The 12,098-nt window shown below is 75.2% G+C and carries 11 protein-coding genes; 7 read left to right on the top strand and 4 right to left on the bottom strand.

The window, feature by feature from the left end:
- Nucleotides 1–49: 49 nt before the first annotated feature.
- Together PGB27_RS16500 and PGB27_RS16495 are read left to right on the top strand one after the other, a co-directional pair.
- Nucleotides 50–271 (top strand): exodeoxyribonuclease VII small subunit, encoded by a 222-nt coding sequence (locus tag PGB27_RS16500; RefSeq protein ID WP_274201462.1) that lies wholly within the window; start codon nucleotides 50–52, stop codon nucleotides 269–271.
- A gap of 67 nt (nucleotides 272–338) precedes the next feature.
- Nucleotides 339–1,502: a hypothetical protein gene (locus tag PGB27_RS16495; RefSeq protein ID WP_274201461.1), complete on the top strand. Its 1,164-nt coding sequence runs from the start codon at nucleotides 339–341 to the stop codon at nucleotides 1,500–1,502.
- A gap of 7 nt (nucleotides 1,503–1,509) precedes the next feature.
- Here PGB27_RS16495 and PGB27_RS16490 read toward each other — a convergent pair whose 3' ends face one another.
- Nucleotides 1,510–2,109 carry a DUF4245 domain-containing protein gene (locus tag PGB27_RS16490; protein ID WP_274201460.1) on the bottom strand — a complete coding sequence of 200 codons (600 nt, stop codon included), beginning with the start codon at nucleotides 2,107–2,109 and terminating at the stop codon, nucleotides 1,510–1,512.
- Nucleotides 2,110–2,253: 144 nt separating this feature from the next.
- On the opposite strand from PGB27_RS16490, the gene glpX reads away from it, so the two are divergent.
- From glpX to PGB27_RS16470, 4 genes are all read left to right on the top strand, one after another.
- Nucleotides 2,254–3,327, top strand: coding sequence for a class II fructose-bisphosphatase (gene glpX, locus PGB27_RS16485; RefSeq protein WP_274201459.1), 1,074 nt, complete (start codon nucleotides 2,254–2,256; stop codon nucleotides 3,325–3,327).
- Between the two features lie 68 nt (nucleotides 3,328–3,395).
- Nucleotides 3,396–3,929 carry a L,D-transpeptidase gene (locus PGB27_RS16480; RefSeq protein WP_274201458.1) on the top strand — a complete coding sequence of 178 codons (534 nt, stop codon included), beginning with the start codon at nucleotides 3,396–3,398 and terminating at the stop codon, nucleotides 3,927–3,929.
- Nucleotides 3,930–3,968: 39 nt separating this feature from the next.
- Nucleotides 3,969–5,393 (top strand): class II fumarate hydratase, encoded by a 1,425-nt coding sequence (locus tag PGB27_RS16475; protein ID WP_274201457.1) that lies wholly within the window; start codon nucleotides 3,969–3,971, stop codon nucleotides 5,391–5,393.
- Entirely contained in the window at nucleotides 5,390–6,985 is a 1,596-nt protein-coding gene (locus PGB27_RS16470; RefSeq protein WP_274201456.1) for an ATP-dependent DNA ligase, read from the top strand. Before PGB27_RS16475 ends, PGB27_RS16470 begins: the two co-directional genes overlap by 4 nt.
- A gap of 36 nt (nucleotides 6,986–7,021) precedes the next feature.
- Here PGB27_RS16470 and PGB27_RS16465 read toward each other — a convergent pair whose 3' ends face one another.
- Entirely contained in the window at nucleotides 7,022–7,381 is a 360-nt protein-coding gene (locus PGB27_RS16465) for a DUF3817 domain-containing protein (protein ID WP_274201455.1), read from the bottom strand.
- Between the two features lie 72 nt (nucleotides 7,382–7,453).
- Here PGB27_RS16465 and guaB1 point away from each other — a divergent pair, with 72 nt between their 5' ends.
- The gene (gene guaB1 / locus PGB27_RS16460) at nucleotides 7,454–8,896 is read left to right on the top strand and encodes a GMP reductase (RefSeq protein WP_274201454.1); all 1,443 of its coding nucleotides are present in this window, start codon (nucleotides 7,454–7,456) and stop codon (nucleotides 8,894–8,896) included.
- 71 nt (nucleotides 8,897–8,967) lie between these two features.
- Here the strand turns inward: guaB1 and PGB27_RS16455 are convergent, their stop codons facing one another.
- Both PGB27_RS16455 and PGB27_RS16450 read right to left on the bottom strand, forming a co-directional pair.
- Nucleotides 8,968–10,320: a PhoH family protein gene (locus tag PGB27_RS16455; RefSeq protein WP_274201453.1), complete on the bottom strand. Its 1,353-nt coding sequence runs from the start codon at nucleotides 10,318–10,320 to the stop codon at nucleotides 8,968–8,970.
- A gap of 396 nt (nucleotides 10,321–10,716) precedes the next feature.
- Nucleotides 10,717–12,090 carry a DUF885 domain-containing protein gene (locus PGB27_RS16450; protein ID WP_274201452.1) on the bottom strand — a complete coding sequence of 458 codons (1,374 nt, stop codon included), beginning with the start codon at nucleotides 12,088–12,090 and terminating at the stop codon, nucleotides 10,717–10,719.
- Nucleotides 12,091–12,098 lie beyond the last annotated feature (8 nt).

Raw genomic sequence — 12,098 nt, 5'->3', positions numbered from 1 at the left:
GTTGAGTGTCCGTGACGGGACTTCGCTGGCACGGGGGAAGATGGCGCGCATGACGGAGAGCGACGAGCCGGGCTACGAGGAGGCGCGGGCGGAGCTCGAGCAGGTCGTGGGACGGCTGGAGTCCGGCGGGCTGAGCCTCGAGGACTCGCTCGCGCTGTGGGAGCGCGGCGAGACCCTCGCGCGGCTCTGCGAGCGCCACCTCGCCGGGGCCCGCGAGCGCGTCGAGACCGTGCTGGGCGAGGCCGAAGGCGGCCACCGCGACGACGGTTGAGACACCCGGGCGACACCCGGGCGAGGGACAGCCGCCGCGGCGCCGCGATGGCGCAGACTCGACGCCCATGAGCAGCCCGTACACCCCGCGCGGGAACGGTGGCGGCGACGTCGACCGGGCGGTCTCCGACGCCCACGCCGACTACCACCGCGAGATCCAGCAGCACGTCGAGCCCGACGGCCTGGTCGACGACGTCGTCACCTACCGGATGCTCGCGCCGCACCTCATGCGCACGCTGCTGTTCCTCGTCATGCCGACGGTGCTGCTCCTGCTCAAGGCGGTCATCGACTACCTGGCCGCCATGTCCACGCCCGACGACCTCACCGACGTCGTCTCCCTGCTGCTCGGGCTCGTCATCGTCGTGCTCTACCTCGCGGGCATCGCGTCGTTCTTCGCCCCGGCGAAGGAGCCGATCGCCGAGCACGCGCGGCTGCTCGAGAACCGCGGCGACGCGGCGGGCGCCGCGTTCGAGTACGTGCGTGCGGCCGCCGAGGCGCGCCGCAGCCCCGCCGATGTCCACCCGTCGAGCGTGGCGGGCGTGCCCGTGCTGATCTTCGAGCAGTACAGCGAGCGCGCGATGCTGCTGGTCCAGCCCTACGGCCGCGACCTCTATGTCGGCTGGACGATGTGGCGCTCGCGCTCCACGGCCACGCTCCTGCTGCACTTCCTGCGCGACACCTTCGGCCGCTTCGCCCCGTCGCCGCGCTTCTCCGCCGAGCTGCGCGCCGCCGCGACCCGGGCGCTGCGCGAGAGCGTGCACTCGCTGTCGCGCGAGGGGGTCGCCGCGGCCCTGAACGCCGCCCCGGTCCCCGCCCCCGGGCCCCACCCGTACGCCGCCGGCCCCCAGCCCGACCCCGACGCCCGGTACGGCCACCGGGCCGAGCCCCACGCCGCCCCCACCGAGGCGAACGGCCGGTCGTGGCAGGCCCAGCAGCCCCCGACCGGTCCGGCCGGCCCGGCCGATCCGTCACCGTCGGGCGCGCTCCCGACCGCCGGGCCGGACGAGCAGGCGTGGACCGGGGGCTGGTCGGCGACCGCGCCCGGCTACGGCGACGAGGACCTCGTCGGCGCCCGCCGCGAGTCCCCCCACCGCGAGACACCCCGCCGCGGTGCCGGCACCCGCGAGGCCGACCGGAACGACACCCGGCACGACACCCACGGCGACACCCACGGCGACACCGACGGCCACACCGACGACGGCTGGGGCCCGCCGCCGCGGGACCGCTGGTGAGCCGACCTCAGCGCACGAACGGCGCGGCGAGCGTGGCCTCGGCGAGCTGGCGGAAGCGCTCGACCGGCGCGCTGCCCGTGACGAGCAGGCGCACGCCGTCGACGTCGGTGACCCACAGCGTCTCGCCGCGCCGTCCCGTGTGCGTCACCCAGGTCCGGCCGCCGGCCTCCGCGGTGCCCGTCGCGGTCGGGTCCCCCGCCTCCGAGACGACCAGCGCGACCTCGTCGGCGTCGGACTGCACCAGCCGCGCGAACTCGTCCTCCGGCGTCACCCACCCGACCCGCGCCGCCCGTGGCGCGGCGGTGTCGCCCGGCGGGCCCACGACGACGACGTCGGACGACTGGGCGATCCAGTCCGGCGGCAGCGTCGGCACCCGCAGCGGGACGCCCACCGACGGCTGGGCGCGGCGCAGCTCGGCGGCCGGGTCGACCCGCGGCAGGCTCTCCCGGTCGACCTCGGGCTGGCCCGGGGCGAACGAGCACGCCCGCAGCAGTCCCGCCAGCAGCAGTACCGCGACGCCGAGCACCACGAAGCCCCGCAGCAGCGCCGCCGGCCCACTGCGGGGACCGGGATCGCGCGCGCCGGGCTCGCCGGGGGAGGTGGACACGGCGTCATCCTCGCAATCGGTGGTGTGAGGCGCTCCGGTACACCGGCCCGACACGCCCGGTTCTGCGAGGATGGGCGGCCGCGCCCGACCGGGTACCACCGGCCGGTGCGCACGACCCCGTCCCGCCCCACGGAGGTGCACCCGGTGAGCTCGCAGGAAGCCGCGTCCCGCGCCCGGACCACCGAGCGGCCCGACCGCAACCTCGCGCTCGAGCTGGTCCGGGTCACGGAGGCCGCCGCGATGGCCGCCGGCCGCTTCGTCGGCCGCGGCGACAAGAACGGCGGGGACGGCGCCGCCGTCGACGCGATGCGCAAGCTCATCGGCTCGGTGTCGATGCGCGGCACGGTCGTCATCGGGGAGGGCGAGAAGGACGAGGCCCCGATGCTCTACAACGGCGAGGAGGTCGGGAACGGCGACGGCCCCGAGGTCGACGTGGCCGTCGACCCCGTCGACGGCACCACGCTGATGAGCAAGGGCATGCCGAACGCGCTGGCCGTGCTCGCGGTCGCCGAGCGGGGCGCGATGTTCGACCCGTCGGCCGTCTTCTACATGGAGAAGCTCGCCGTCGGCCCCGAGTGCGCCGACGTGGTGGACATCAACGCCCCGGTGCGCGACAACCTGCGCGCGGTCGCCCGGGCGAAGGGCATCAACGTCTCCGACGTCTCCGTGGTCGTGCTCGACCGGCCGCGCCACGAGCAGCTGGTCCAGGACATCCGCGACGCCGGCGCCCGCATCCGCTTCATCTCCGACGGCGACGTCGCCGGCGCCATCGCCGCGGCCCGCCCGGAGAGCGGCGTGGACATCCTGCTCGGCATCGGCGGCACGCCCGAGGGGATCATCACGGCCGCGGCGCTGGCCTGCATGGGCGGCGAGCTGCAGGCCAAGCTCTGGCCGAAGGACGACGCCGAGCGCGAGAAGGCGCTGGCCGCGGGCCACGACCTCGACCGCGTGCTGCGCACCGGCGACCTCGTCCGCGGCGAGAACATCTTCTTCTGCGCCACCGGCGTCACCAACGGTGACCTGCTGCGCGGGGTGCACTACCGGGCCGGCGGCGCGTCGACGCAGTCGCTGGTGATGCGCTCCAAGTCCGGGACCGTGCGGATGATCGACGCCTGGCACCGCCTCCACAAGCTGCGGGAGTACTCGAACGTCGACTTCGGCGGCGCCGACGACCTCGACGTCACCCCGGCGTGGGGTCCCGAGCACTCGTCCCTCTAGCACGAGGATGGGATGATCCGGCGTCACGCGGGGTAGTCCGATGTGACCAGATCTTCTCGGAGGTCCCCGTGTCGACCCACGTGCACCGGTCCCCGTCGGCCCTGGTGACCGTGGTGCTCGGCGTGCTCGCCGCGCTCCTCGTCGGGGCCGGCGCCGCGACCGCCGCACCCGCCCCGGCACCGGGCCAGCTCCCGCTGCAGGCCCCGCCGCCGGTCGCCGTCCCTCCCGCGCCGGCCGTCGCCCTGACCGCCGGCACGCCGTGCGCGGCGACCGTCGACGCGTGCGTCGACCTCTCCGAGCAGCGGGCGTGGCTCACCGACGGGGCGGGCACCGTCACCTACGGGCCGGTCGGGGCGCTGGGCGGCACGCGGAAGGACCCGACGCCGACCGGCACGTTCACGGTCGACTACAAGGACCGCGACCACGTCAGCAACCTCTACGACGCCGACATGCCGTACTCCGTGTTCTTCGCGCCGGCGATCGCGTTCCACACCGGGAGCCTCTCGGAGCGCTCGCACGGCTGTCTCCACCTCGGGAAGACGGCCTCCAAGCGCTTCTTCGCGGACCTCTCGCCGGGTGACACCGTGCAGGTGGTCCGCTGAGTCCGGTGAAAGACTTGCCCCGATGAAAGACTGCGGGGCATGACCGACAGCGAGCAGGAGTACCGGACCGAGCACGACACCATGGGCGAGGTCCGGGTGCCGGCGAAGGCGCTGTGGGCCGCGCAGACCCAGCGTGCCGTCGAGAACTTCCCGATCTCCGGACGTCCCATCGAGCCCGCGCAGATCCGGGCGCTCGGGCTGGTCAAGGGCGCGTGCGCGCGGGTGAACCGCGAGCTCGGGGTGCTCGACGCCGAGGTCGCCGACGCGGTCGCGGCCGCCGCGGACGAGGTGGCCTCCGGCGCCCACGACGCCGAGTTCCCCATCGACGTGTTCCAGACGGGCTCGGGCACGAGCTCGAACATGAACGCCAACGAGGTCATCGCGACCCTCGCGTCGCGCGCTCTGCAGAACTCCGGGGCTGGCCACAAGGTCCACCCGAACGACCACGTCAACGCGTCGCAGAGCTCGAACGACGTCTTCCCGACGACCATCCACGTCGCGGCCGCCGAGGCGATCGTGCGTGACGTCGTCCCGGCGCTCGACCACCTCGGCGCGGTGCTCAACCGCAAGGCCCAGGAGTGGCGCCACGTCGTCAAGGCCGGGCGCACCCACCTGATGGACGCCGTGCCGATCACGCTCGGCCAGGAGGCCGGGGGCTGGGCGAGCCAGTGCAGCCACGGCACCGAGCGCCTGCGCGCCGTGCTCCCCCGCCTCGCGGAGCTGCCCATCGGCGGCACCGCGGTCGGCACCGGCATCAACACCCCGGAGGGCTTCGGCGGCCGGGTCGTCGAGCAGCTGCGCCAGGCCACCGGCATCCCCGAGCTCTCCGAGGCCCGCGACCACATCGAGGCCCAGGGCGCCCGCGACGGGCTCGTCGAGGCCTCCGGCGCGCTGCGCACCGTCGCCGTCAGCCTCTACAAGATCGCCAACGACGTGCGCTGGCTGTCCTCGGGGCCCTCGACCGGCCTCGCCGAGATCCGCATCCCGGACCTGCAGCCCGGCTCGTCGATCATGCCCGGCAAGGTCAACCCGGTGATCTGCGAGGCGACGATGATGGTCGCCGCGCAGATCATGGGCAACGACGCGACGGTCGCGTTCTCGGGCAGCCAGGGCAACCTCGAGCTCAACGTCATGATGCCGGTGATGGGCTACAACGTCCTCGAGTCGGCGCGCCTGCTCTCCGCGGCCGCGCGGCTGCTCGCCGACCGCGTCCTCGAGGACACGGTGCCCGACGAGGAGGCGTGCCGGCGCTACGCCGAGTCGTCGTCGGCGATCGTCACGCCGCTCAACCGCCTCATCGGCTACGAGGAGGCCGCGAAGATCGCCAAGCAGGCGATGAAGGAGCGCAAGACGATCCGCGAGGTCATCGAGGCCGAGGGCTACGTGCAGGACGGCCGCCTCACGCAGGAGCAGCTCGACGAGGCGCTCGACGTGCTGGCGATGACGCGGGTCGACCAGACGTGACGCTGCTGGGCGCGGTCGTCGCCACCTCGTCCGAGGTGGCGGCGACCCGCTCGCGCAAGGCCAAGACGGCGGCGCTCGCGACGCTGCTCGCGTCCCTGGAGCCCGACGAGGTCAGGCCGGCGACGGCATGGCTCGCCGGCGAGATGCTCCAGGGCCGCACGGGCATCGGCTGGCGCACGCTGCAGGCCGTGACCCCGACGCCGGCGCCGGACCCGACGCTGACCGTCGGCGACGTCGACGCCACCCTCGACCGGCTGGCCGCGCTCGCCGGCTCGGGCACCGGCGTCGGGGCACGCCGCGCCGCCGAGCTCGGCGGGCTGCTCGACGCGGCGACCGAGGACGAGGGCCGCTTCCTCGTGCGGCTGCTCGGCGGCGAGCTCCGCCAGGGCGCGCTCGAGGGGATCATGATCGAGGCGGTGGCGGCGGCCGCGACCCTGGCGAGCGAAGCGACGGGCAGTCGGGTGGAGGTGCCCGCCGACGCCGTCCGCCGCGCGTTCATGCTCTCGGGCCGCCTGCCGACCACCGCGCAGGTGGCCCTGACCAGCGCGGACCCGGTCGCCGACCTCGCCGCCATCGGCCTCGAGGTGCTCCGGCCCGTCCGCCCGATGCTCGCCTCGCCCGGTGACTCGCTCGACGCGGCGCTGGCCGAGCTCGGCGCCCCCGACGGCGACCCGGGCGTCGTCGTCGAGCACAAGCTCGACGGCGCGCGCATCCAGGTGCACCGCAAAGGCGACGAGGTGCGGGTGTGGTCGCGGACGCTGCACGAGATCACCGACGCGGTCCCGGAGATCGTCGGGCTGGTCCGCGGGCTCGCCGTCGACACCGTCGTGCTGGACGGCGAGACCCTCGCCGTCGCCGAGGACGGCCGGCCGCGCCCGTTCCAGGAGTCGATGAAGGGCCTCGGTAGCGGAGCCCGCGGCACGGAGCGCAGCGGAGCTGACGCGATCGAGCGGGTGATGCAGCCGTGGTTCTTCGACTGCCTGCACCGCGACGGCGTCGACCTCGTCGACGAGCCCCTGGCGACCCGGCGGGAGGTGCTGGCCGACGTCGTCGGGGACCGGCTCATCCCCGGTGTCGTCCGCCCGACCGTCGCGCAGGCGCAGGCCGCGGTCGCCGACGCGCTGGCCGCGGGGCAGGAGGGGTCGATGGTCAAGGCCCTCGACTCGACCTACTCGGCGGGCCGGCGCGGGCGGGCGTGGCAGAAGGTCAAGCCGTCGCACACGCTCGACCTCGTCGTCCTGGCCTGCGAGTGGGGCTCGGGACGGCGGCGCGGGTGGCTGTCGAACATCCACCTCGGGGCGCGGGGTCCCGACGGGGACTTCGTCATGATCGGCAAGACCTTCAAGGGCATGACCGACGCGACGCTCGCCTGGCAGACCGAGACGTTCCCGCGGTACGAGACGCACCGGGACGCGCACACCGTCCACCTGCGACCGGAGATCGTCGTCGAGATCGAGCTGGACGGCGTCCAGACCTCCACCCGCTACCCCGGCGGCGTGGCCCTGCGCTTCGCGCGGGTCGTGCGCTACCGCGACGACAAGCCGGCGTCCGAGGCCGACACGATCGAGACGGTGCGGGCGCTGCGGCTGTAGCGGGTGGTGCCGTAGCGAACGTGCTGTTCGCTGCTTCTATGCGCGCGAACTCCCCGTCCGTTCGTCGCCCAGCTCGCCGCGGCGGACCGCCCGGCGCTCGAAACAGATCGTCGCCGCCGGCGGGATGCTGGCGGCCAGCGCGAGCAGGGTCGTCGGCACGCTCCAGCGGAACACCCGGGCCGTGACCAGCGCGATCACCACGTACGCGACGAACAGCGCGCCGTGGATCGGGCCGAACACGCGGACGCCGACGTCGTCGAACACGACGAGGTACTTGAACACCATGCCGACCAGCAGCCCGATCCAGGAGCAGGCCTCGGCGATCGCGACGGCGCGGAAGGTGCGGGCGAGGGCGGCGGCGCGCCGCGCGGTGGGGCTGGTCAGGGCGGACGACACACCTCCACTCTGCCCGGACGATCCCGGGTCGGGAGAGCAGTGCGGCGATCGCCACGCGTAGGCTCGTGACACGTGCAGTTCCTCGACGGCGAGCGCCCGCCCCACGACCTGACCTACGACGACGTCTTCCTCGTCCCGACGCGGTCCGACGTGGCGTCGCGGTTCGACGTCGACCTCGGTGTGGCCGACCCGTCGGGCGCCACGATCCCGATCGTCGCCGCGAACATGACCGCGGTCAGCGGGCGGCGGATGGCCGAGACACTCGCGCGGCGCGGCGGGCTCGCCGTCATCCCGCAGGACGTGGACCCGGCGGCGGTCGCCGACATCGTCGCGGGCGTGAAGTCGCGGCACACCGTGTGGGACACGCCGGTCGTGCTGCACCCCGGCGAGGCGGTGGCCGACGCGCTGAACCTCGTCAACAAGCGCGCGCACGGCGCCGTGGTCGTCGTCGATGACGCCGGGCGGCCGGTGGGCGTGGTCAACGAGTCGGCGTGCACCGGCGTCGACCGCTTCACCCGCCTCGCCGACGTCCTCTCCCCCGCGGTGATGCTGCCGGTCTCGACGGCCCCGCGCGCGGTGTTCGACGCGCTGCAGGACCCGGCGCACGCGGGCGCGCCCGCGCTCGGGGTCGACGAGGACGGCCGCCTCGCCGGCATCCTCACCCGCACCGGCGCGCTGCGCGCCGAGGTCTACCGCCCGACGGTCGACGCGGACGGGCGCCTGCGGGTGGCGGCGGCGCTCGGGGTGAACGGCGACGTCGCGACGCGGGTCAAGGAGCTGGTCGCGGCGGGCGTCGACGTGCTCGTCGTCGACACCGCGCACGGCCACCAGGAGAAGATGCTCGCCGCGCTGGCGGCCGCGCGGGACGCCGCTCCCGAGGCGGTCCTCGTCGCCGGCAACGTCGTCACCGCCGCGGGCACGCGCGACCTGGTCGCGGCGGGCGCGGACGTCGTCAAGGTCGGCGTCGGCCCCGGCGCCATGTGCACCACGCGCATGGCCACCGGCGTCGGGCGCCCCCAGTTCTCGGCCGTCGCCGAGTGCGCGGCGGCGGCCCGGGCGGCGGGCGCCCACGTGTGGGCCGACGGCGGCGTGCGCCACCCCCGCGACGTGGCGCTGGCGCTCGCGGCCGGGGCGTCGGCGGTGATGGTCGGGTCGTGGTTCGCCGGCACCTACGAGTCGCCCGGCGACCTGCTGCGCGACGAGCACGGCGCGGCGTACAAGGAGTCGTTCGGCATGGCGTCCAAGCGCGCCGTCGGCGCCCGCACCCGCGGCGACGGCGCCTTCGACCGCGCCCGCAAGGCCCTGTTCGAGGAGGGCATCTCGTCCTCGCGCATGCGCCTGGATCCGCAGCGCCCGGGCGTCGAGGACCTGCTGGACTCGATCTGCGCGGGCGTGCGCTCGGCGTGCACCTACACCGGCGCGGCCACCCTCGAGGAGTTCCACGCCCGCGCCGTGCTGGGCGTGCAGTCGGCGTCGGGCTTCGCCGAGGGCCGCCCGCTGCCCGCCGGCTGGTGAGGTGCGCGGAGCGCAGGTGAGCAGAAAGGAGTGCTGGAGCACTCCTTTCTGCTCACGAGCGCGGAGCGCACCTAGAGCCGCTCGCCCTCCAGCATCTCGGTGACGAGCGCGGCGATCGGGGAGCGCTCGGACCGGGTCAGCGTGACGTGGGCGAAGAGCGGGTGGCCCTTGAGCTTCTCGATCACGGCGGCGACGCCGTCGTGGCGCCCGACGCGCAGGTTGTCGCGCTGGGCCACGTCGTGGGTGAGCACGACGCGCGAGTTGGTGCCCAGCCGCGAGAGCACGGTCAGCAGCACGTTGCGCTCCAGCGACTGGGCCTCGTCGACGATGACGAAGGCGTCGTGCAGCGAGCGCCCGCGGATGTGGGTCAGCGGCAGGACCTCGAGCATCCCGCGCTCGATGACCTCCTCGACGACGTTCGACGAGACCAGCGCGCCGAGGGTGTCGAACACCGCCTGTGCCCAGGGCGCCATCTTCTCGTTCTCGCCGCCGGGCAGGTAGCCGAGGTCCTGGCCCCCCACCGCGTAGACGGGGCGGAAGACGACGACCTTGCGGTGCTGCTGGCGCTCGAGGACGGCCTCGAGCCCGGCGCAGAGCGCGAGCGCCGACTTGCCGGTGCCGGCGCGCCCGCCGAGGGACACGATGCCGACCTCGGGGTCGGAGAGCAGGTCGATCGCGATGCGCTGCTCCGCGGAGCGGCCGTGCAGCCCGAACACGTCGCGGTCGCCGCGCACGAGGCGCACCTGCTTGTCCGGGGTGACGCGGCCCAGCGCCGAGGACGTGCCCCCGAGCAGGCGCAGCCCGGTGTGGCACGGCAGCTCGCGGGCGGCCTCGACGTCGGCGAGGCCGTCGGCGAACAGCGTCGACACCTCGTCGGGGGTGGCCGTGACCTCCGCGGTACCCGTCCAGCCCGTCGTCGTGACGTCCTGGCCGTGGTACTCGTCGGCGGGCAGGCCCACCGACGCCGCCTTGACCCGCAGCGGCATGTCCTTGGTGACGAGGGTGACAGCGTCGGGTCGGGTGGGAGCGTACTCAGCGGCCAGGTTGAGGGCGCAGGCGAGGATCCGGCTGTCGTTCTCCGCCGTCCGGAACCCGGCCGGCAGCACCGACGGGTCCGAGTGGTTGAGCTCGACCCGCAGCGTCCCGCCCTCGGGCGTCATGGGCAGCGGCTGGTCGAGGCGGCCGTGGTTGATGCGGAGGTCGTCGAGCAGTCGCAGCGCCTCGCGGGCGAACCACCCCAGCTCGGAGTGGTGACGCTTGCCCTCGAGCTCGGAGATGACCACGAGCGGGAGGACGACCTCGTGCTCGGCGAACCGCGTGGGGGCCCACGGGTCCGACAGCAGCACGGAGGTGTCGAGGACGTAACAGCGCACGCCGTCCGCGGCCCCGGAGGGGTCCACGGCGGGGGTGCTGGCGGTGCTCACGGAAGCGGGACGCTCGGCTGGTGCTGCGCTCACGACTACTCCCTCGAGCGGCCACGGCACCCGCGACCACTGTGTTCCTCGGAGGAACGGGTCGACTAGTCCGGTGGCTCGACGGCGCGGTGGCGCGGCCCGGGGGCCGTCCTGCGCCATCGCGGGGCAGTGCCGGGTGCCGGCCCTCCCCCGGGACCGGAGCGCGGCGGTCGCGTCGCCCCGGCCACGGTCACCGGCGCCGTGTCGGCACCCGTGCCGTGAGCGGTGGACGTCCCCGTCCCGCCCCGATCTGCCACTACCGGCCTCCCCGGACGCCCCGCATCCGGTGCGGGTCCGTCGGCGCGGACGCTACCGCCGGTAGCCGGTCGTTGTCGCGCGCCGAGCGTGACGAGTTGGTGACGTGACTCACCGATTTTCGGGCGACCTTCGGCGGTCGCCGACCGTTCGGCGCAGCACCGGGGACCGGACGGTGTGACCGCCCGTCGCAGGCGACGGGGTGTGAGGGGCCTCGGCGCGCCGGTCGGCCCGCCGCTCGGCCCGCAGTTCGGCGGGTGTCGGCGGGGCGTCGAGCACGCGGACGAGACGCGCCGTGACCGCCTCCTGGGAGCGGGCGCCGTCGGTGCCGAGCAGCCACGGCCGCAGGAGGCGGGCGCCCTCGACGTAGGTCGTGGTGTGGGTGCGCCAGCGCGGGTGGCCGAGGAACTCGAGCATCCGCCGCGCCCGGGGCTCGTCGAGGAGCAGCCAGCGGCACAGGTGCGCGACGACCTCGTCGGGCGAGCGGTGCTCGTCGTGCAGCATCAGGGCGGCGTCCTGGCGCACCGGCGCGAGCCGGGCCATGACGTCCTCGACGGCCTCGCCGAGCGCGCCCCGCTCCGGGTCGGTGGGCACGCCCGCGGCGGCGAGGACCTCGGCGTTCCACCGGCCCCACCCCGGCCCGACCACCGCCTCGAGGCCCAGCTCGGCCGCGCCCTCGGCCACGAGGCTCTGCGGGGTGCGCGCGAGGAAGACCTCCCGCTCGGGGCGCGCGCGCCGTCCCGCGTCGTCGGCGAGGTCGGCGGCCGTCCGGGCGTGCTCGGTGTGGTGGCCGGGGTAGGCCTCGTGCGCCACGAGCAGCGGCAGGTGCGTGACGCGGTGCCCGATGCCCCCGTTGACGGCGACCGCGGAGCGCCGGGGGCCGACCCAGCGGCTGAACCCGCTCCACGGCGCCGCGTCGACGACCTCGAGCGACACGTCCTCGCCCGGCGGGAGGCCGACCGTGGCCGCGGTGCGCTCGCGCAGCGCCGCGACGGCCGCGGCCAGGGCCGTCGACAGGTGCTCGGCGGGCAGGCGGTCGCCGTCGCGGAACGCCGCGAGCCGGTCGGACAACGCGCCCGAGCCGCCGAGCAGGGCGTCCAGGTCGCGGTGGGCCTCGCGGTAGAGGTCCTCGTCCCCGCGGGCGACCTGCACGTCGAAGCAGCGCTCGACCTCGTCGACGAAACCGACGTCCCGCCCGTCCGCCCGCTCCGCGAGGACGCGGCAGGCCCGCAGCTGCGCGTCCAGGAAGGCCGCGCGGGCGGGGTCGGCACCGTCGCCGGGCAGGGCGGCGCGCAGGCGGTCGGCCTCGCGCACGAGGTCGTGGGGGTCGGGCGCCGGCGCGGCCGCCACCCGCGCGGCGTGGGCCGGGTCGCCGAAGTGCGCGTCGAGCACCCCGGGCACCACGCGGTCGAGCCGCAGCGCGAGATCGACGTAGGCCCGCGCGAGCCCGTCGAGACCCCCGTCGAGGCCCGGGTCCGCAACCACCGGACGAG

Source organism: Actinomycetospora lemnae, from assembly GCF_028737315.1.
GTDB lineage: Bacteria > Actinomycetota > Actinomycetes > Mycobacteriales > Pseudonocardiaceae > Actinomycetospora > Actinomycetospora lemnae.
The sequence above is the reverse complement of the archived record's forward strand: the minus strand, read 5'-3'. Positions and strand labels throughout refer to the sequence as shown.

Excerpts from the sequence above, each read along its gene's own strand:
- PGB27_RS16500 (WP_274201462.1), top strand. The coding sequence starts at position 50 with ATGACGGAGAGCGACGAGCCGGGCTACGAGGAGGCGCGGGCGGAGCTC.
- PGB27_RS16495 (WP_274201461.1), top strand. The coding sequence starts at position 339 with ATGAGCAGCCCGTACACCCCGCGCGGGAACGGTGGCGGCGACGTCGAC.
- PGB27_RS16475 (WP_274201457.1), top strand. The coding sequence starts at position 3,969 with ATGACCGACAGCGAGCAGGAGTACCGGACCGAGCACGACACCATGGGC.